A 19,130-nucleotide genomic window follows, 5' to 3' on the forward strand; every position below is an offset into this window, starting at 1 on the left:
CTCAGCGAGCGCCCGCCCGCAGTTCCGCGACGACCTCCGTCACCCGGTGACGGAGGTCGTCGCGCGTCCCGGTGTTCTCGACGACGTACGTCGCGGCCGCCCGCCGCTCGTCCCGCGTGGCCTGGGCGGCGATGCGGGACCGGGCGTCCTCCTCGGTCCAGCCGCGGTCGGTGACCATGCGCCGCACCTGCTCGTCCTCGGGCACGTCGACGACCACGACCGCGTCGAAGCGGTCCTGCTGACCGGTCTCGACCAGCAGCGGGATGTCGTGCACGACCATCGCGTCCGGACCGGCGGCGGCCTCGAGCTCCGCGCTCCGGGCCCGGATGAGGGGGTGCAGGATCCGCTCCAGCGCGGCACGACGGGCAGGGTCCGCGAAGACGATGGCGCCGAGCGCCGGACGGTCGAGCGCGCCGTCCTCGCCCAGCACCTCCGGGCCGAACTCCTCCACGACGCCGGCCAGGCCGGGCGTGCCCGGCTCGACGACCTCGCGGGCCAGCTGGTCGGCGTCGATGACGACAGCGCCGAGGTCACGCAGGATGGCCGCCACGGTGCTCTTGCCCGAGGCGATGCCTCCGGTCAGGCCGATGCGCATGTCAGGACTCCTCCGGCTGGGGGTGCGGTGGGGGACGCGGGCGGACCGCCCGTCTGCCGCCGTGACCCTACCGTCGCTCCCGGCGCCGAGGGCTCAGCCCGCGAACTGCTGCGGCTCGGGCGCGAGGGTGAAGGTGCGGCGGTACTGCTGCGGGCTGACGCCGCGGGCCCGGCTGAAGTGCAGGCGCAGGGTGGCGGCGTTGACGAAGCCCACCTCGGCCGCGATGCGGTCGACGGACAGGTCGGTGCGCTCCAGCAGCTCCTCCGCGGCGCGGACCCGGTGGGCGGTGACCCAGGCGTGGGGCGTCGTGCCCGTCTCGTCGCGGAAGCGCCGCGCGAATGTGCGCGGCGACATCACCGCGCGCCGCGCCAGCTGCTCGACGGAGTGGTCGGCCGCCAGGTTCTCCAGCACCCACGCCAGCAGGGGGCCCAGCGTCTCCCCCGTGCACTCGGGCACCGCCCGGGAGATGAACTGCGCCTGGCCACCCTCGCGCTGCGGCGGCACCACCATGCGTCGTGCGATGAGGCCCGCGATCGCGGCACCGTGCTCCTGTCGCCAGAGGTGGAGGCAGGCGTCGATGCCGGCGGCCGTGCCTGCGCTCGTCACGATCTGTCCGGTGTCGACGTAGAGCACCTCCGGCACGACCCGGGCCGTGGGGAACCGCTGCGCCAGCTCGTCGGTGTGCATCCAGTGGGTCGTGCACTCCCGCCCGTCGAGCAGGCCCGCCTCGCCGAGGGCGAACGCCCCGGTGCAGACCGACAGGATGCGCGCGCCGCGCTCGTGGGCCGCGCGCAGGGCATCGACCACGGCCGGCTCCGTCACCGTTCCGCGCGGGACCGACGGGACCACGACGAGGTCCGCCTCCTCCATCCGCTCGAGGCCGGCGTCGACAGCGATGGTGAAGCCGGGGATCGACGTGCGCATCGGTCCGGGCCGCGGCGTGCAGATGGCGAACTCGAGCGGGGGCACCCCGTCGTCGGTGCGGTCGAGTGCGAAGGCCTCGCACACGACACCCAGCTCGAACGGCGCCAGCCCGTCGACGGCCAGGCACACCACGTTGGTCAGCACCCGGACAGCGTGCCACAAGAGTGGCAGGAAATCGATGCACCCCGGCATCCGCGCCACTCGTGGCAGGAATACGGCGACGGCAGGATTACTGCCATGACCTACCTCCTCTTGCTCCTGCCCCTGGCCCTCCTCGGCGTCGCCTGGTTCGCCGCGACGTACCGCACCCTCCTCGACGACCGCGGCACCCCGCCCCGGTCCCACCCCGACGACTCCTTCGCCCCCCGTCGCGAGCTGCGCTGAGGTCGCCCCCTTCCGCGGGGGCGCCCGCCTCCGTAGGAAGAAAACGCGGACCGGTCCCGGGCTGAGCGAGGAAAACGCGGACCCCTCGAGCCCCCCGGTCCGCGTTTTCTTTGTTCGGGGCGGGGGGCTGGGGCGGGCGGGGCGGGCTCGGGTACGCCGCGGCCGACCCTGCGCCGTACCGGGACGTCCTGCGGTCCGGCGCCCCCGGCCACCGCAGCGCCTGACGTCCGGCACGTCGGGCGCGCGATGCGCGATGCGCGATGCGCGATGCGCCGGGACTGTGCGCCTGGTCCAGCCCCGACCGTGCCGAGCCCGTCGCGGCCGCACACTTCGGCACCACCCCCGACCCGACCTGGTCCCGAACCGTGTCGGGCCGGGGACGACGAAGGGCGCCCACCCCCTCGCGGGGATGGGCGCCCTTCGTGCGTTCAGCCGGAGCGGCCGACCTCAGCGGCTCACGCGCCGCCGGTCAGCTTCTCGCGGAGCGCCTGCAGCGCCTCGTCGGAGGCGAGCGAGCCGCCCTCCTCCTCGCCGGCGACCTCGTCGCCACCGCTGGAGTACGACGTGGCCTCGCCGGCCTCGGCGTCGGCCTGCTTGGCCTCGGCCTGCTGCTTGACGTGCGCCTCCCAGCGAGCGTGCGCCTTGGCGTACTGCTCCTCCCAGGCCGCGCGCTGCTCGTCGAAGCCCTCGAGCCACTCACCCGTCTCGGGGTCGAAGCCCTCGGGGTAGATGTAGTTGCCCTCGGCGTCGTACGACGCGGTCATGCCGTACAGGGTCGGGTCGAAGTCGTCGGCGTCGGCCGCGGCAGCCGTCTCGTTCGCCTGCTTCAGCGAGAGCGAGATGCGGCGACGCTCGAGGTCGATGTCGATGATCTTGACCATGACGTCGTCGTTGACCTGGACGACCTGCTCCGGGATCTCGACGTGACGCTCGGCGAGCTCGGAGATGTGCACCAGGCCCTCGATGCCCTCCTCGACCCGGACGAACGAGCCGAAGGGCACCAGCTTGGTGACCTTGCCCGGCACGATCTGGCCGATCTGGTGGGTGCGGGCGAAGTGCTGCCACGGGTCCTCCTGCGTCGCCTTCAGCGACAGGGAGACACGCTCGCGGTCCATGTCCACGTCGAGCACCTCGACGGTGACCTCGTCGCCGACGGTGACGACCTCGGACGGGTGGTCGATGTGCTTCCACGACAGCTCGGAGACGTGGACGAGACCGTCGACGCCGCCGAGGTCCACGAACGCACCGAAGTTGACGATGGAGGACACGACACCCTTGCGGATCTGGCCCTTCTGCAGCTGCGTGAGGAAGCCCTGTCGGACCTCCGACTGCGTCTGCTCGAGCCAGGCGCGGCGCGACAGGACCACGTTGTTGCGGTTCTTGTCGAGCTCGATGATCTTCGCCTCGAGCGTCTGGCCCACGTAGGGCTGCAGGTCGCGCACGCGGCGCATCTCCACCAGCGAGGCGGGCAGGAAGCCACGGAGGCCGATGTCGAGGATGAGGCCGCCCTTGACGACCTCGATGACCGTGCCCTCGACGACGCCGTCCTCGTCCTTGACCTTCTCGATCGTGCCCCACGCGCGCTCGTACTGCGCGCGCTTCTTGGACAGGATCAGACGGCCTTCCTTGTCCTCCTTCTGGAGGACGAGGGCCTCGACCTTGTCGCCGACCTCGACGACCTCGGAGGGGTCGATGTCGTGCTTGATCGACAGCTCGCGCGAGGGGATGACGCCCTCGGTCTTGTAGCCGATGTCGAGGAGGACCTCGTCGCGGTCGACCTTGACGATCGTGCCCTCGACGATGTCACCGTCGTTGAAGTACTTGATGGTCGCGTCGATAGCGGCGAGGAAGTCCTCCTCGGAGCCGATGTCGTTGATGGCGACCTGGGGCGCGTCGTACATGGTGGGGATGGTGCTCGTCATGTGGAAGGAGGAACCTTTGCGGTGGGCAGAAGTCGTGCGGGCACGCCAGGGTCCTGGTTCACTACCGAGGGTGGAGCCCCTCACCGCGGACGAGCCGCTGGAGGGCGGATAGCGAGCACGGGTCCACTCCGTCCGGGACGCAGGCAGACCTCTGGCGCTCCGAGTACCCTACGCCGCTGCCCCGCGGGCGTCCAACACCGGGGCCACTAGGGTCCGCGGCATGGAGCAGGACGTCGAGAGCACCGAGCCCGCGCGCCGCCACGTCGACGACGCGGTCGTGCGGGCCGCGAACCGCGCCGACTGGGACGAGCACGCCGACGACTACCAGTCCGAGCACGGCGCCTTCCTCGGCGACGCGGACCTCGTGTGGGGCCCCGAGGGCCTGCGCGAGGAGGACGCCCGGCTGCTCGGCGACGCCGCCTCCCTGGCCGGCCGGCGGTTCCTCGAGCTCGGGGCGGGGGCCGCGCAGTGCTCCCGCTGGCTCACCCGGCAGGGCGCCTGGGCGGTCGCGCTCGAGCTCTCGGGCCGACAGCTGCAGCACGCGCGCCGGATCGACGACGACTCCGGCACCCCGGTCCCCCTCCTGCAGGCCACCGCCACGGCACTGCCCGTCGCCGACGGGACCTTCGACGTGGTCTTCGCGTCGTACGGGGCCTTCCAGTTCGTCGCGGACGCGGGTGCCGTGCTCGCCGAGAGCGCCCGGGTGCTGCGCCGCCCCGGTCGCCTCGTCTTCTCGGTGACCCACCCCGTGCGCTGGTGCTTCCCCGACGACCCCGGGCCGGAGGGCCTCGTCGCGTCGTCGAGCTACTGGGACACCCGCCCGTACGTCGAGGTCGACCCCGACGCGGACGACCCGTCCGCCGACGCGGCCGTCCGCTACGTCGAGCACCACCGCACGCTCGGCGAGTGGGTGCGCCTGCTGCACGCCCACGGCTTCCGGCTGACGGACCTGGTGGAGCCGGAGTGGCCCGCCGACGCCGAGCACGCATGGGCCGGCTGGTCCCCCACCCGCGGACGCATCCTGCCGGGCACGGCGATCTTCGTCGCCGACCTGGGCTGAGCCCGGCCGCGCCGCGCGGCGGATCCCGACCGAAGTCCCCCGATCGGGGAGCCCGTCACCACCCCTTCCGTACATTCGATGGCCGGGTCGTTGCCGGCCTCGACCGGGGGGTCGGCACACAGCGGTCCCCGGACGGAGGTCGAGCGAGTGAACGAGGAGTCCCTGACCGGCGTCGCCACGGCGACGCCCGCGCCCGCGGCGGTGCGCACGACGACGCCGGCGGCGTCCGCGTCGACCACGTCGACCACGTCGCCCACGTCGCCCACGCCGTCGGCCGCACGTGCTTCCCGCGCCCCGTGGTTCCCCGTGCTCGACACCCTGCGCGGCGTCGGCGCCGTCGCCATCGTCACCACCCACTGCGCCTACTGGGCCGGCGCGTACGAGGACACTCGCACGGGTTGGCTGCTGGCCCGCCTCGACGTGGGCGTCGCCCTCTTCTTCGTGCTCTCGGGCTTCCTCCTCGCCCGCCCCCACTTCGCCGCGGCACGGACCGGCGCGCCGGCGCCCGCGCTCGGGACCTACGTGCGCCACCGGATCTGGCGCATCGCTCCCCTCGCCGTGGTGACCGTGCTCCTCGCGTTCGTGCTGCTCGAGGGCAACCGCGACCTGACCGTCGTCGAGCGGGTGGCAGCCCTCACCCTGACCAGCACGTACGTCGTGGAGACCGGTTTCCCCGGCGGCCTCACCCACCTGTGGAGCCTGACCACGGAGGTCGCCTTCTACGCGCTGCTGCCCGCCGTGATGGTGCTGGCGGTGGGGCGCGGCGGCCGCGCGGGCCTGCGCCCGGCCCGCATCGCCGCGCTGGTGGCGGGCATGGTCGCCGTCAGCGTCGTCTGGTTCTTCGCGCTGCCGAGCCAGGACTCCCCCGGCGGCGGCGTGATCCCCGTCGGCGACACGATCACGTCGGTGCTCGCCCACGGCGAGCCCGAGCTGTGGCTCCCCGGCTACCTGGCGTGGTTCGCGGGCGGCGTGGCGCTCGCCGCGGCGTACGAGCTGGCCCGCGCGGGCAGCCGCAGCCGCGCGCTCGCCTGGACGCAGGCCCTCGCCCTGCGGCCCGCCGTCTGCCTGGCCGCGGCGGCCGCGCTCATGTGGTGGAGCGCCTCACCGGTCCTCGGCCTGCCCACGCTGTCGCGCGTGACCCCGGACGAGCACGCGCTGAAGACGGTCGTCTACGTCGTGGCGGCGACGCTCGTCGTGCTCACCGGCGTCTTCACCCGGCCCGGCCTCTACACCCGAGTGCTCGCGCACCCCGCGCTGCGGCGGCTCGGCACCCTGTCGTACGGCGTGTTCTGCCTCCACCTCATGGTGCTCCACCTCGTCCTGCAGGCCGCCGGCTGGGAGCACGGGGAGGCCCCGCTGCACGTGCTCCTGCCCGTGGTGCTGGCGATCACGCTGGTCGCGGCGGAGGCGGCGTACCGCCTGGTCGAGGCACCCGCGATGCGCCTGGCCCGTCGGGCCCGCTGACCCCGGAAACGGCTGACCCGCCGCACCCACGGGGTGCGACGGGTCAGGCGGAGGTCGTGGCGTCAGGCCGTGTCGGCCCGGCGGCGCCCGCCGCCACCGACGAGCAGCAGCACCCCGGCCAGGAGCGCCACCACGCCGAGGATGCCGCCGACGAGCGGCACCCAGGTGCCCAGCAGCGCGAGCGTGCGGCCGTTCGACTTCGCGGCGTCCACGTTGGCCTGCACGGTCTCGTCCGTGTAGGCGACGTCCAGGTCGAGCGCGACGGTGCCGTCCTCGGTGGCGCGCTGCTCGTCCTGCGTCTGCTTGATGATCGCGCCCGTGGTGGGGTCGATCCAGTAGACCTTCGACGTCGAGTACGTGCCCTGGACGCCGGAGGCGATCTCGGCGGGCTGGTCGGTGACCGTGTACGCGAACTTGTAGGTGGAGAGGCCGTCGATGCTCTCGCGACCCTCGTAGGTGGCCGTGACGGTGTCACCGAGCACGCCGTCCCAGACCTCGTAGTCCTTCTGCTCCACGCCGAAGGGCCACTTGTTGACGAGGCCGACCTTCTGGTCGGAGCCGGCCGGCACGTAGTCGCCGTTCTCGACGGCCTCCGCGGTGTGCCGGTCCGTCGCGAACACGTCGGGCTCGGAGATCGTCACGATCCGCTCGTCGTCGCCCTCGAGGCAGTACTCGTCCGGCGCGAGGTCCTCGTCGACCGCGACACAGGTGTAGGCGACGAAGACGATCACGTCGTCGTCGGAGCGCTCCGAGTCGGCCTTGGTGATGTTCTGCACCTTCACCGGCTGGGGCGTGTCCGAGCCACCGGCCACGACGAGCCCGCTGGCCTCACCGGAGAGACGCGTGTCCGAGTCGGTGTCCAGCGGCGTCTTCTCCGCGTTCGGCAGACCCCACAGCCGGGCGACCAACGCCGCCACCACCAAGAACGACCCGACGAACAACAACGCCCACGTTGCCACCCTGCGCACGACCAACTCCCTCGATCCCTCCGACGCGACGCTCCCCGTCGCGGCGGCTCAACGTAGCAGCACACAGCCCCTTGCTGTGCGCCAACTCACAGCTTGTCGGCGCGTCGCCGCAGCACGATCACCAGGTTCCACGTGACGACCTCCCGCAGCACCGGGACCCGCAGCACCCACCACGCCCAGCGCGGCAGGTAGCGCGGGAAGACCGCGACCACCTCCCCGCCCTGCTGGCGCTCCAGCCAGCGCAGCCCGTCGGCCACCGTCACCGCGTAGAGCGACTCCCCGAAGCGGTTCTTGGGCTCCCGCCCCTGACGCCGGGCGTAGCGCCGTCGGGCGTACGCGCCGCCCAGGTAGTGCCACGGCGCGGTCTCGTGTCCTCCCCACGGCCCCCACCACACCGTCCAGGACAGGAACACGGTCCCGCCCGGCCGCGTCGCCCGCAGCATCTCCTCGGCCATCACCCACGGCCGGTCGACGTGCTCGAGCACGTTGGACGAGTAGCAGACGTCCAGCACGCCGTCGGCGACCGGCAGCGCCGTACCGCTCCCGATGATCGTGCGCGCGTCGGGGTCGCCGCGCCCGGCGAGCTCGCCGACGTCCGCGTCCAGCGCGACGTAGGTCGCGCCCCGTGCCTCGAAGGCCTCGCGGAAGTAGCCCGGGCCGCCGCCGACGTCGAGGAGCAGCGCCCCGTCGAGGTCGGTCATCGTGCGCAGCTGCTCCGCGGAGTCCGCGGCGAGCGCGCCGTAGAAGACGTCGGGCTCGGTCTGCTCCTTGCGGAACGCCCTCACCAGGCGCACGGAACGGCGGAGCCCGGGACGGTAGCCGGAAGGCGCGGTCGGTCGGTGCACCTGCGCAGGCTAGTCGACAGGTGACTCTGCGGTAACCTCGCGCCGCAGCGGCATCGGGAGGGATGTCGCCGCAGGGTGGGCGGGAGGGTCCGGGTGCACGGCACGAAGGTCGTCTTCCTGAGCTGGCGCGACGCGACGCACCCCGAGGCGGGGGGCGCCGAGCGCTACCTCAGGCAGGTCGCGGCGGGCCTCGCCGAGCGCGGCGCGGACGTGACGGTCTTCAGCGCCGCGACGGAGGGGCGGCCGACGTCGGAGACCGTCGACGGCGTGCGCCTCGTGCGCGCCGGGAGCCGCACGACCGTCTACCTCCACGGCCTCTGGGCCCTGCTGCGCGGGCGTCTCGGTCGCCCGGACGTCGTCGTCGACGTGCAGAACGGGATCCCGTTCCTCGCGCGCCTCGTCACCCGCCGCCCCGTCGTCGTGCTCGTCCACCACGTGCACCGCGAGCAGTGGCCGGTCATCTTCCCGGGGCTCGCCTGGCGCCTGGGCTGGTGGATCGAGAGCCGGCTCTCCCCGTGGATCTACCGACGGGACCGCTACGTCACCGTCTCCCGCGCGACGCGCGACGAGCTGGTGCGCCTGGGCGTCGATGCCTCCCGGGTCAGCATCGTCCGCAACGGCTGCGAGCCGCCGCTGGCCGTCGCCACCCCCCGGTCGCCCACGCCGCTGGTCTGCGTCGTGGGCCGTCTCGTGCCGCACAAGCAGGTGGAGCACGCCATCGAGGCGGTCGCCGCCCTGCGTCCCGACCTCCCGGACCTCCGGCTCGTCGTCGTCGGCGACGGCTGGTGGAGCGACGAGCTCGTGGACCTCGCCGAGCAGCGGGGCATCAGCGACGCCGTGGACTTCCTGGGGTACGTCGACGAGCGGACCAAGCACGAGGTCTACGCCGCCAGCTGGGTGATGGCCCTGCCGTCGCTCAAGGAGGGCTGGGGCATCGTGGTCAGCGAGGCGGGCGCCCACGGGGTGCCCACCGTCGCCTACGCCGACGCCGGCGGCACCACCGAGTCGGTGCACGACGGCGAGTCCGGGATCCTCGCCGACGACCGTGCGGCCTTCGTGGAGGCCCTGCGTCGGGTGCTCACCGACCCGGTCGAGCGGCGCCGCCTCTCCGACGGGGCCCGGGCGGTCAGCGCCGAGCTCGACTGGATCGCGACCGAGAAGGCCTTCGCCGACGTGCTCCGCGAGACCATCGAGGGTCGCTGACCCCGAGCCGCCCGCACCCGGGCAGACGAACGCCCCGCCGGACCGGAGGTCCGACGGGGCGTGCCGGGGAGCTGTCTGCGGCGGGCGAGCCCGCCGAGGATCAGTTCGACCCGTAGTCGATGACGGACGCCGCCGGCGCCTGCGAGTCGCCGGGGGAGGTCGACGGTGCGCTCGTCTGCGAGCTCACCACACCCACCACCGACACGGCAGCGACAGTGCCACCCACGACCAGCGAGACCAGCGTTCCGATGAGACCGGTGCCCATGACCACCCCTTTCCGGGGGCGACTGTAGCAGCGCGGACGACGTTTCGTGACGTGGATCTCCACGACACGTCAGGGACGTGTCCGCGGGCTGCGCCGCCGGGCGCCGACCACTGCCGCGTGGAGCGCTCCGCCGCACCCCGCGGCCACGAGCAGGGCGAACGCCGCCCACGCACCGGCGAGCACCACCACGCGCCCGGTCGACGCCGGCGGTGCGGCGGCCGCGGTGCCGTCGAGGCGCCGTACCTCCCAGCCGTCGGTCGTGAGCAGCGCCTCGGAGCGGAGGTCGGGGACGAGCTCGGCCGGGGCGTCGGCGACGTCCGGCCCGCGGTCGAGGACGACGTAGCCGACCCCCAGGCGCAGCAGCGTGTCGGTGCGGGCGTCGGCGTCCGGGAGGGCCAGGGCCGCGAGCACCGCGCGGCCCCGCACGTCCTCCCCCGGCAGCCGGCGGCCGTCGACGTAGAGGTCGTCGGCGGCCACGACCTCCCGGCCGGAGGCACCGAGGGCACGCGGTGTCGGGTCGAGGACGGGCCGGCCCCCGTTCCAGTCGGGCGCCCGGTAGGTCGCGAACGGCAGCACGACGACCGAGCCGGGCGCGTCGTCGTCGGCGAGCGCCGCGGCCACGCGGGCCAGGTCGCCCGGCACCGCGACCGCCTCGAGCCGCTGCTGGACGCCCAGGGCGGCGTCGGGCAGGGCGGCCACGGGCAGCAGCGGCAGCACCCACACGAGGGCCGGCGCCAGCACCACGCCCCGGGCGCCGCTCGACCGGGACGAACGACGCGACCGGGCCGCCGCGGTGGCCCGCGCCGCCGCGGTCCCGAGGCCCAGGAGCAGCGCCGGCAGCGCCAGACCGGCGAGGCGGGAGCCGTCGCGCAGCAGTCCCCCGCCAGGCACGGCGACGGCGACCGCCGCGGAGGCCGCAGGCCAGCACCACGTCACCAGCCCGAGCCCGAGGCCCGCCGCCGCGAGCCCGAGCACGGCGGCCCGCTCGCGGACCGCCGGACGCCCCGCCGCCCCGAGCGCGGCGACGCCGAGCAGCCCGACGACGGCCGCGGCCCATCCCCATGCCCACGGACCCGCCAACGAGGCGGGGACGACGTCGGTGTTCCAGATCCCGCCGAGCCCGAGGACGGCGACGGGCGCGGGCACGCCGTCGGGGCCGCGCGCGGCGAAGACCTCGGCCGCGGTGCGCGCCGCGGCGGCCGTGGGCGGTTCGCTCCCCGGCGCCGCGAGCCCGGCGACGACCCACGGGGCGTTCGCCGCCGCGAGCGCCCCCACGAGGAGGACCCAGCGACGGGGTCCGGCGCGGCCCACGACCCCGACGAGCAGCACGACGGCGAGGGCGGTCGCGACACCCGCCGAACCGCTGAGCGAGCCGAGCGGGAGCAGCAGGAGCCAGGCCCCGGAGGCGCGACGTCCCCGGGCGGCGTCCCGTCCGACGACGTACAGCCACGGGAGCACCGCGTAGGCCAGCAGCATGGTCCAGTGCCCGAGCAGGAGGCGCTCGACGACGTACGGGTTCCAGACCGCCAGCACGACCGCCCCCGCCCGCACCCCGGCCGGCGCGGCGCGCACGACCCGGTGGGCGCCGGTCGCGACGCCGACGAGGGAGCCGAGCAGCACGATCTTCTGGAGCAGGACGCCGCCGACGAGCACGTCGAGCAGCGCGACCACCTGGTCGGAGGGCACCGCCCGCGGCGCCCCCTGCACGAGACCCCAGCCCGCCTGCGTCACCGCGAGGTCGGGCAGCCAGACCATGTCGTAGGACAGCACGAGGCCCGGCAGCAGGGCCGGCCCCAGGAGGAGCACGGAAACCGCGACGGCCAGCGCGTCGAGGAGCAGGGCGGTACGGCGCGGGTGGGCCTCCGTCGCCGCGCCGCGCGACTCCTCCGGTGCTGCAGCGGGGCCGGTGGACCCGGTGGACCCGGTGGACCCGGTGGACCCGGTGGACCCGGTGGACATGGTCACGACAGCGGTTCGCCGGTCAGGTCGGGCGAGCCCAGCGCGGCGTCGGTGACGCAGACGGGCGCGGCGTCCGGCCCCGGTTGCACGAGCACCGAGCCCTCGTCGCGGACGACGAACCAGACGTACCCGACGCCCTCCGGCACCGTGACGACCTGGCCCAGGGCGCTGCCGACCCGCACCACGAGCGACGACTCCGCTCCCGCGACGACGCCGAGACGCAGGATGATGCCGTCGTCCGGGCCGCGGTCGAGGACGTGGACACGGGGCCCGGAGACCGCCCAGCCACAGCCGGGCTCGGGACCCGTCGCCTGGTCGGTCACGGCCGTCAGCCCCACGGGGCGGAGACGGGCGAGTCCGTCGAGCGCGAGCAGCTCCGTCCCCGGCCGGTCGAGGGCCTGCGCGCGACCGACGGCGGTGAGGATCCCCTCCAGGTCGGTGCTGACCGCGATGTCCTGCGGCGGCGACAGGTTCAGCAACGGGGCGGCGGGGTCCTCGTCGAGCGCCCGGAGGGCACCGGCGACGTAGTTCTCGGAGTACTCCCGCTGCACCACCGGGACGAGGAGCAGGGTCGTCAGCACGCAGCTCGCCGCCACCACCGTCGTCACGAGCAGGGCGGGGCTCGACCAGGCGAACGGCGCGCGTGCCCCCGGGCTCTGCGGGACGGGCTCCGCGGGCGGCCCGGGTCGGGGCTCGTCGGCGCCCGCCGACCGCACGGGCGCGAAGGCCGCGCACACGGCGACGACGAGCACCGGCAGGGCGTCGGTGATGTAGCGGGGGTCGCGCGCGACCAGGCCCAGCGCGTCCGCGCGGCCGACGACGAGCAGGAGCACGTCGGCCGCGACGTACCCCACGGCCACCAGCCACGCCTGCCAGGCGCCCCGGCGGCGGCGCAGGCTCAGCACGACGAGCGCGAGCAGCCCGGCGCCGACCACCACGGCGAGCGGGACGGGGACCACGGCGTACACCGTGTTGATCGCGCCGTCGCTGCTCCACGGCGCGCCGACGACGCCGGGCAGGAGCACCTGGAAGAGCACCCGGGCCGCCGCCAGCCACCGGTTCTGGTCGTCCGCCTCCGCGCCGAGGGCGTCGCCGTCGGTGAGGGTGAGGTAGGCCGCGACGTAGGCGACCCACACGAGCCCGTGCGCGAGCCACAGCCACCGCACCCGCAGCACCGCGGCGACCCGGGCCCGCCAGCCGAGCCGAGCGCCGAGCACGAGCACGTGCACCGCCAGGAGCAGCGGCAGCACGAGCGCCGCCTTCTCCCAGAAGACCAGGCCGACCACCTGGGCGAGCACCGAGAGCACGGCCCAGCGGCGTCGGCCGGTGCGCACGTGGAGCACCAGGCCGAGGAGGGCGGCGAGCATCGCGACCTGCAGCGGGAGGGCCTGCAGCCCGGCCGCCCACCACAGGGACGTGGCCAGGCCGAGGGGCGTGAACAGGTAGGCAGCGAACGGCACCAGCAGCCAGGGACTGGGCGGGAACAACGCGCGCAGCACCGCCAGCAGGAGGAGCGAGGCGAGCAGCTGCAGCACCACCAGCGAGATCGCGGCGGGCAGGAACGACGTCTCGGCGAGGTGGCTGACGAGCCAGTAGACGGCGTACTGCCCCGGCTCCAGGTGCCCGTTGTAGTCCCGCACCAGGAACTCGCGGCTGAGACCGAGGGTGCGGGCCAGCTCGAGGTGGCGGAAGTCGTCCTGCCAGAAGTAGGACCCCGGCACGGTCAGGGCGCGGAGGAGGGTCTGCAGGCCCACCAGCACGAGCCCGACGTGCCAGACGGTCACCTGCGGCAGGCGGGCACCGAGCGCGGCGGCCAGCTCCCGGACGCGGTCGATCGGTCTGCTCATCGCGCACCTCCCCGCCCGCGCACCAGCACGATGCCGACGAGCCAGCCCACGCCGAGCGCGGCCAGCCCGTCGGCCACGAGACCCGGGTACGCCGCGCGCTCGGCCAGCGCCGACGCGACGCCCGACGCCGCGACCAGGGCCACGGCGGCCCCGCGCCAACGCTCCGCCGACCACCGGTAGCCGAGGACGAGACCCGCGGCGGCGACGAGGCCGCCGGCGACGGCCACCGCCAGCACCACGACCGCCGCGAGCGGCGGAGGCGTCCGCCGGGCGCGCAGGTGGGCGGGGGCGGACACGGGGGTCGGCGGGGTCGGGCCGTCGGCGGCCAGGAGGAGGTCCCGGCCCGAGCCCGGCCAGCGTCGTCCGACCGCGGCCACGGCCGCCAGCAGGAGCACGACCGCGGCGAGGCCACCGCCGACGAGGAACAGGCGGTAGGCGCGGTCCGGCGCGAACTCCACGAGCACGCGGCCCTCGACGCCCGCCGGCACGACGAAGCCCTGGCGCCACCCGTCGACCGCGACCCGCTCGAGGTCGCGTCCGTCCAGCGTGGCGGTCCAGCCGGGGTTGGCGTTCATGGGCAGCGCGAGCACGGCCTCGTCGCCGGCACCGACCGCGAGGTCCCACGAGGTGCGGTCGCGGGCGTCGACCGTGACGGGTCGCTCGGCGTCCCCCGCGCCGGCGGCCCGTGGCGCCTCGGCCGGTGTCCACGCGAGGGTGGTGGCCAGGAACTGCGCGGTGGGTGCGACGACCACCCGGTGGGTGCCGGGCGCGAGGTCGACGGCGTCGCCGCACGCCTCCCAGGTCAGGGGGGTGCCGGCGAGGACGTCGCCGACCGTGCCGTCGACGCGCGTCGGCACCCGCACCCCGTCGACGACCACGTCGGGCCCGAGGCCGCAGGTCGCGCCGGTCGCCGCCTCGACGTCCGGGGCGTGGCGCAGGTCGCCCACGCCGCCGAGGCCGAGCTCGGCCAGGGTCATCGGACCGAGTCCGCCGCTCCGCTCGAGCTCGACGACGACCCCGCCGTCGGCGACGAGCGGCTCGATGTCGGTGGCGCCGAGCCCCAGGGGGACGCGGCGCTCCTCCTCCGCGGTGCGCAGGGTGATCACGTCCGGCAGCCCGCCGGTGGCCGTGCCCAGCGCGGTCACGCTGGTGAGCGTGCGACGGCCCGGCCAGGTGAACGTCAGCGTCGCCTCCTCCGCGCCGGGCTCGCTCCGCCAGGCCGTGTCGGGGTCGCCGTCGTGGGCGAAGACCCCCGCGGCGAGCGGGTCGTCGGCGTACACCGAGTCGGCGACGACCGTCGCGGCGCCGCCGACGGGGTCGAGCAGCCGCGCGGCCGCTGCCCCGGGGCGGGTGGACACCGTGCCCCGCAGGTCCCACGCCCCGGGCTCCGTGGTCGTGAAGGTGCGGTCCATGGTCTCGGACTCCGGGAGCACGACGGCGTCCTCGTCGCAGGTCAGTCCCCAGTCGAGCCGGACGCAGGCCCGGGTGACCGGCGGTTGCTGGAGCAGCACGGTGGTGTCGGCGCCGACCGGGGTCGGGAGCACGCGGGTGCGCCCCCGCTCGATCCCCGGCAGCGACACCTCGCGCACGCCGACGCTGCCCGTCTCCGCGGTGCTGGCGCTCGCCTGCACGACCTCGACCCGCAACGTCCGGAAGGCGGGCAGGACCACCTCCAGCCGGCCGTCGGCGGGCACGCCGTAGACCTCGGCGCTGCCGTCGACGACGAGACGGGCCCGCTCCACCTCGCGCAGCCCGTCGCCCGGCCCGGTCAGGAAGGCGACGTCGACGACCCCGCCGCGGGACGGCTCGTCGAGGGCGACGTCGAGCCACTGCCCCTCGGCCGGACGCAGGGGGTCGGACTCCCACCACGTCGACTCGTCGGCGTCGACGGCGGCCGCCGGTCCGCGCCGCGGGTCGACGGGCCCCAGCACGTCGACGTACCCCCGCGAGCTCGAGGCGGTGACCGCGGCGCCCCCGACGTACTCCGTGGTCGCCTGCGGGACCCCGGGCGCGCCCGCGTAGTCCGTCTCGCGGCGTCCGTCGCGCTCGGCCTCGTCGGCGGCCATCGTCTGGCCCACGGCGCGGTGCACGCGTCCGAACTGGCGCTCGCGACGCACGTAGCCGTCGGTGACGATGCCGGGCTCCCCCGGGTCGCCGGTCAGCGCGAGCGGGTCGTCCGTGCCGACGAGGCCCGCGTCGACGAGGCCGAGCGCGTCCTCGGGCGCCCCGCTCAGGTCCGTCGTCCCGCCCTCGGTCAGGTGCACGGCGGTCGCAGCCCCCGCGGCACCCTCCACCTCCCAGACGTCCACGAGCGCGCGGCCCGGCACGCCGCTGTCCCCGAACCGCGCCACCCGCTCGATGCCGTCGCTCGTGGCGAGCGTGTGCTCGGTGCGGTCGGGGTCCGCACCCCCCGCGAGGGCCGGGTCGAGGTCGCGGCGCAGGACCACGTGGGTGACGCCGATGCGCGCGAGGTAGTCGCCGAGCCCGGGCAGCCCGATGCCGGAGGCGAAGCGCTGCTCCAGCCCGTCGAGCACCCGGGCGGTCGGCCCGGGGGTGAGCGGCACCTGGCTGCGCGAGACCCACGAGGCGCCCTCCCCCTGGAGCGGCTCGTCGATCGTCCAGCCCCAGGTCTGCAGGCCGAAGCCCGCGCCGGGCACGACGAGCGCGCGGGAGCCGGGCCGCTCCTGCAGGTACGCCGCGGTCTCGGTCCACGCCGCCGGCTTCGCCTCCCAGCCCGGGGTGCGCATGCCGGCCCCCACCGCCGGCGAGGCACCGACGAGAACGAAGGTGGCGGCCAGCACGACGATGCCGCGGGCGACCGGGCCGGCGACGTCCGGGCGGTCGGCGAAGCGCCGACGGAACGCCGCGGCCAGGGACACGGCCCCGTGCCCGACGCCGAGGGCCAGGGGCAGCCGGACGAGCGGGTCGACCTTGTGCACGTTGCGCAGCGGCGCGAGCGGGCCGTCGAGCAGCTCCCGCACGAACGGGTCGACGAGCGACCCCGCCCGCGCGGCGCTGCCGGCGACGAGGCAGAGCAGGCCGACGAGGGCGATCGCACCGAGCAGCCGGCCGGCCGGCATGTCGCGTCGCGTCAGTCCGTAGCAGCCGAGCGCGGCCACCACGCCGGCGAAGACGACGAGCGGGCCGGTCGTCACGAGGGTGTGGGCGGCGGGCCACCAGGGCTGGCCGTCGACGGAGTAGTAGGCGACCCAGTGGTCGGCGCCGCGGACGCTGTTGGCCCACGACGTCGTCGACGTCGTGGCGGCCGCGGTCTCGATGTAGTCGAGGAACGGCGGGCTGTAGCGGCCCAGCAGCAGGAGCGGGCCGAGCCACCACAGGCTCGCGGCGAGACAGCCGACCGCCCACCACCCGGCGAGCAGCCGACCCGTGCGGTGCCGCAGCCCGGAGGCCAGGAGCACGAGGGCCGCCGGGAGCACCGCGATCGTGCCGGTGGCGTTCACGCCGCTCATGCAGAGCACGGCGACGCCCGACAGCAGGCCCGCCGTGACCGGGGGGACCCGGCCGCGCAGGCACGCCACGAGCGGCCAGCACATCCACGGCAGGAAGGCGGACGGCAGGAGCTCGCCCGTCAGCACCCCGACGGCACCGAACAGCCGCGGGGCCAGCGCGTAGGAGAGCCCCGCCAGCACGGCTGCCGTCGACGAGAGGGAGAGGGCGCGCGCCAGACCGCGGGCGCCCTCGTAGGCGAGCACGAGGAGCAGCGCCGTCCACAGGCGCTGCGCGACCCAGTCGGGTACGCCGAGGACGTCCGCGGCCGCGAACCACGCGCCCTGCGGGAAGAGGTAGCCGTAGGCCTGGTTCTGCAGCTCGCCGAAGGAGCCGTCCGGGTTCCACAGGTGGAGCGCCCGGCCGAGGAAGGCCAGGGGGTCGTCGGTGAGGTCGAGCTTCGTGTCGAAGGTGGTGCGCCCGGGGAGCTGGACGAAGGAGAGCACCCCGAAGAAGGCCCACGTCGCGGCTCGCACGGTCAACGCGCGAGCGCCCAAGGAACACCTCCCGTCCGCCGCGTGCCGCACCTCACGTCGAGTAATGTGCCACGAGTCCCCGACCGACCGTGAGAGGTGCCCCCGCTTGTCGTCATCGCGACCCGACCAGCCCGCCGACGCGGAGACGCACGCCGACGCGTCCTTCGACGACGTCTGGGCCACGGCCCAGGAGTTCACCGGCTGGCTCACCGAGGCGCAGGCGCGTCTCCTCCACGCCGAGGCGCTCGCCGCGCCCGGCACCGCGGACGCCCTCGAGATCGGTTCCCACCAGGGCCGGTCCACCGCGGTGCTGGCCCACGCCCGTCGGGCCCGCGGGGGCCGGCTGGTCGCCCTCGACCCGTTCGTGGACGGGCGGCTGTTCGGCGGGGCGGCGACGCGCGCCGTCTTCGAGCGCAACATGGCCACCGCCGGCGTGCGCGACGTCATCGACCTGAAGGTGGCCTACTCCACGAAGGAGCGGGGCTCGTGGACGACGCCGCTGAGCCTGCTCTACGTCGATGGCAAGCACGACTACTGGACGGCCGGCGACGACCTCAAGTGGGCCGTCCACCTGCCCGAGGGCGGCGCCGTGCTGGTCCACGACTGCTACTCCTCGATCGGCGTGACGCTCGCGATCCTGCGCCACGTGCTGTTCTCCCGCACGCTCCGCTACGAGCGGCGTGCCGGGTCGCTCGCCCTCTTCCGGGTCGGCCGGCCCGGCCTCGCCGACCGCGCCCGGATCCTGGCGGAGATGCCGTGGTGGATCCGCAACGTCGGCATCAAGGTGCTGCTGCGCCTGCGGCTGCGCCCCGTGGCCCGGCTCGTCGGGCACGACTCGCCGTACGACCCCTACTGAGCCGGGGCCGCCGGGGCCGCCGGCCCGTCGTCCAGGCGGTAGACCCGCTTCTCGAGCAGCGCCCCGTCGCCGCGGCGCAGCTCGGGCTTCACGATGTCGTCGAAGCGGATCGGTCGACGCGCCATCCGGCGCTGCCGCCGCCACGTGACGACGTCGGTCGCGGCGGCGATCGCCCCGGCGACCGCCGTGCGCGGGTGCCCGGGCTGCTCGAGGGCCCAGGCCATGAGGGCGGGATCGACCTCGCCCTCGACCCGGTAGTCCAGCCGGTCGCGCCAGTGCAGCATCAGCACGCGCGACTCGAACTGCGCGTCCAGCACCTTCTCGACGTCGCGCCGCAGTCCCGTGCGGTCCAGGTACGCCGCCACCTCCGGGTCGGCGTGCGGCGTCGTCTTGGCGGTCAGCACGAGGGTGCCGGGGCTGCCCTCGCCGGCACCGTCGACGGGTGGCTCCAGGCGGCACCACCACACGTGGCTCGGGAAGTCGACGATCTTGGCGCTCGGGGCGTCGGGCACCTCGACGTACCCCGCCCGCGAGACCCGCACCAGCTCGTCGATCACGCCGCCCGGGTCCGGGACGTGCTCCAGCAGGTTGGAGCAGATCGTGTAGTCGAACGCGCCGTCGGCGAACGGCATGTCCGCGGCGTCCGCCTCGAAGAGCGGCCGGGTCACCCGTGCCTCCTCCCGACCCGAGCGCTGCCCGCCGAAGCGGGCGTCGACGTACCGGTCGAGCAGCACGTCCGCACGCCACGACGGCTTGTCGCCGCTCCCGACGTCGAGCACGAGGGCGTCGTCGTCGACGGGGAAGGAGAGCCGCCGCTCGGCGAAGAGACGCAGCTGGGTGAGCACCGACATGCCG

The 19,130-nt window shown here is 75.1% G+C and carries 15 protein-coding genes; 5 read left to right on the top strand and 10 right to left on the bottom strand.

Translation table 11 applies throughout. The features are described from left to right. Nucleotide 1: 1 nt before the first annotated feature. Together coaE and PIR53_07995 are read right to left on the bottom strand one after the other, a co-directional pair. Nucleotides 2-595 carry a dephospho-CoA kinase gene (gene coaE / locus PIR53_07990; protein ID WZH53923.1) on the bottom strand — a complete coding sequence of 198 codons (594 nt, stop codon included), beginning with the start codon at nt 593-595 and terminating at the stop codon, nt 2-4. Nucleotides 596-688: 93 nt separating this feature from the next. Further along, nucleotides 689-1,663 (bottom strand): helix-turn-helix domain-containing protein, encoded by a 975-nt coding sequence (locus PIR53_07995; GenBank protein ID WZH53924.1) that lies wholly within the window; start codon nt 1,661-1,663, stop codon nt 689-691. 93 nt (nt 1,664-1,756) lie between these two features. Between PIR53_07995 and PIR53_08000 the strand changes: the two genes are divergently transcribed. Then, nucleotides 1,757-1,903 (top strand): hypothetical protein, encoded by a 147-nt coding sequence (locus tag PIR53_08000; GenBank protein WZH53925.1) that lies wholly within the window; start codon nt 1,757-1,759, stop codon nt 1,901-1,903. A gap of 455 nt (nt 1,904-2,358) precedes the next feature. Here PIR53_08000 and rpsA read toward each other — a convergent pair whose 3' ends face one another. Further along, nucleotides 2,359-3,825: a 30S ribosomal protein S1 gene (gene rpsA, locus PIR53_08005; GenBank protein WZH53926.1), complete on the bottom strand. Its 1,467-nt coding sequence runs from the start codon at nt 3,823-3,825 to the stop codon at nt 2,359-2,361. 220 nt (nt 3,826-4,045) lie between these two features. Between rpsA and PIR53_08010 the strand changes: the two genes are divergently transcribed. Together PIR53_08010 and PIR53_08015 are read left to right on the top strand one after the other, a co-directional pair. Beyond that, on the top strand, nt 4,046-4,885 hold the full coding sequence (locus tag PIR53_08010) for a class I SAM-dependent methyltransferase (GenBank protein ID WZH53927.1): 840 nt from the start codon (nt 4,046-4,048) through the stop codon (nt 4,883-4,885). 147 nt (nt 4,886-5,032) lie between these two features. Beyond that, nucleotides 5,033-6,349, top strand: a complete 1,317-nt coding sequence (locus PIR53_08015) for an acyltransferase (GenBank protein WZH53928.1) — start codon at nt 5,033-5,035, stop codon at nt 6,347-6,349. A gap of 62 nt (nt 6,350-6,411) precedes the next feature. Here PIR53_08015 and PIR53_08020 read toward each other — a convergent pair whose 3' ends face one another. Beyond that, entirely contained in the window at nt 6,412-7,317 is a 906-nt protein-coding gene (locus tag PIR53_08020; protein ID WZH53929.1) for a DUF3068 domain-containing protein, read from the bottom strand. 86 nt (nt 7,318-7,403) lie between these two features. Further along, nucleotides 7,404-8,102 carry a class I SAM-dependent methyltransferase gene (locus PIR53_08025; protein ID WZH53930.1) on the bottom strand — a complete coding sequence of 233 codons (699 nt, stop codon included), beginning with the start codon at nt 8,100-8,102 and terminating at the stop codon, nt 7,404-7,406. A gap of 153 nt (nt 8,103-8,255) precedes the next feature. Between PIR53_08025 and PIR53_08030 the strand changes: the two genes are divergently transcribed. Further along, a complete protein-coding gene (locus PIR53_08030) occupies nt 8,256-9,365 on the top strand; it encodes a glycosyltransferase family 4 protein (GenBank protein WZH53931.1) in 1,110 nt (369 codons plus the stop codon). Between the two features lie 100 nt (nt 9,366-9,465). Here PIR53_08030 and PIR53_08035 read toward each other — a convergent pair whose 3' ends face one another. The 4 genes from PIR53_08035 to PIR53_08050 all read right to left on the bottom strand — a co-directional run bounded on the left by PIR53_08035 (nt 9,466) and on the right by PIR53_08050 (nt 17,419). Beyond that, nucleotides 9,466-9,630: a hypothetical protein gene (locus PIR53_08035; GenBank protein ID WZH53932.1), complete on the bottom strand. Its 165-nt coding sequence runs from the start codon at nt 9,628-9,630 to the stop codon at nt 9,466-9,468. Nucleotides 9,631-9,699: 69 nt separating this feature from the next. After that, the gene (locus tag PIR53_08040; GenBank protein ID WZH53933.1) at nt 9,700-11,589 is read right to left on the bottom strand and encodes a hypothetical protein; all 1,890 of its coding nucleotides are present in this window, start codon (nt 11,587-11,589) and stop codon (nt 9,700-9,702) included. Nucleotides 11,590-11,591: 2 nt separating this feature from the next. Next, nucleotides 11,592-13,436, bottom strand: coding sequence for a hypothetical protein (locus PIR53_08045; GenBank protein ID WZH53934.1), 1,845 nt, complete (start codon nt 13,434-13,436; stop codon nt 11,592-11,594). Next, nucleotides 13,433-17,419 (bottom strand): alpha-(1->3)-arabinofuranosyltransferase family protein, encoded by a 3,987-nt coding sequence (locus tag PIR53_08050; protein WZH54421.1) that lies wholly within the window; start codon nt 17,417-17,419, stop codon nt 13,433-13,435. The genes PIR53_08045 and PIR53_08050 overlap by 4 nt, the downstream gene beginning before the upstream one ends. Before the next feature lie 106 nt (nt 17,420-17,525). On the opposite strand from PIR53_08050, the gene PIR53_08055 reads away from it, so the two are divergent. Further along, nucleotides 17,526-18,275: a class I SAM-dependent methyltransferase gene (locus PIR53_08055; protein ID WZH53935.1), complete on the top strand. Its 750-nt coding sequence runs from the start codon at nt 17,526-17,528 to the stop codon at nt 18,273-18,275. Here PIR53_08055 and PIR53_08060 read toward each other — a convergent pair. Continuing rightward, entirely contained in the window at nt 18,269-19,126 is an 858-nt protein-coding gene (locus tag PIR53_08060; protein WZH53936.1) for a methyltransferase domain-containing protein, read from the bottom strand. The genes PIR53_08055 and PIR53_08060 overlap by 7 nt on opposite strands. Between the last annotated feature and the right edge of the window lie 4 nt (nt 19,127-19,130).

It is taken from the genome of Nocardioides alkalitolerans (assembly GCA_038184435.1).
GTDB classification, from domain to species: Bacteria; Actinomycetota; Actinomycetes; order Propionibacteriales; family Nocardioidaceae; genus Nocardioides; species Nocardioides alkalitolerans_A.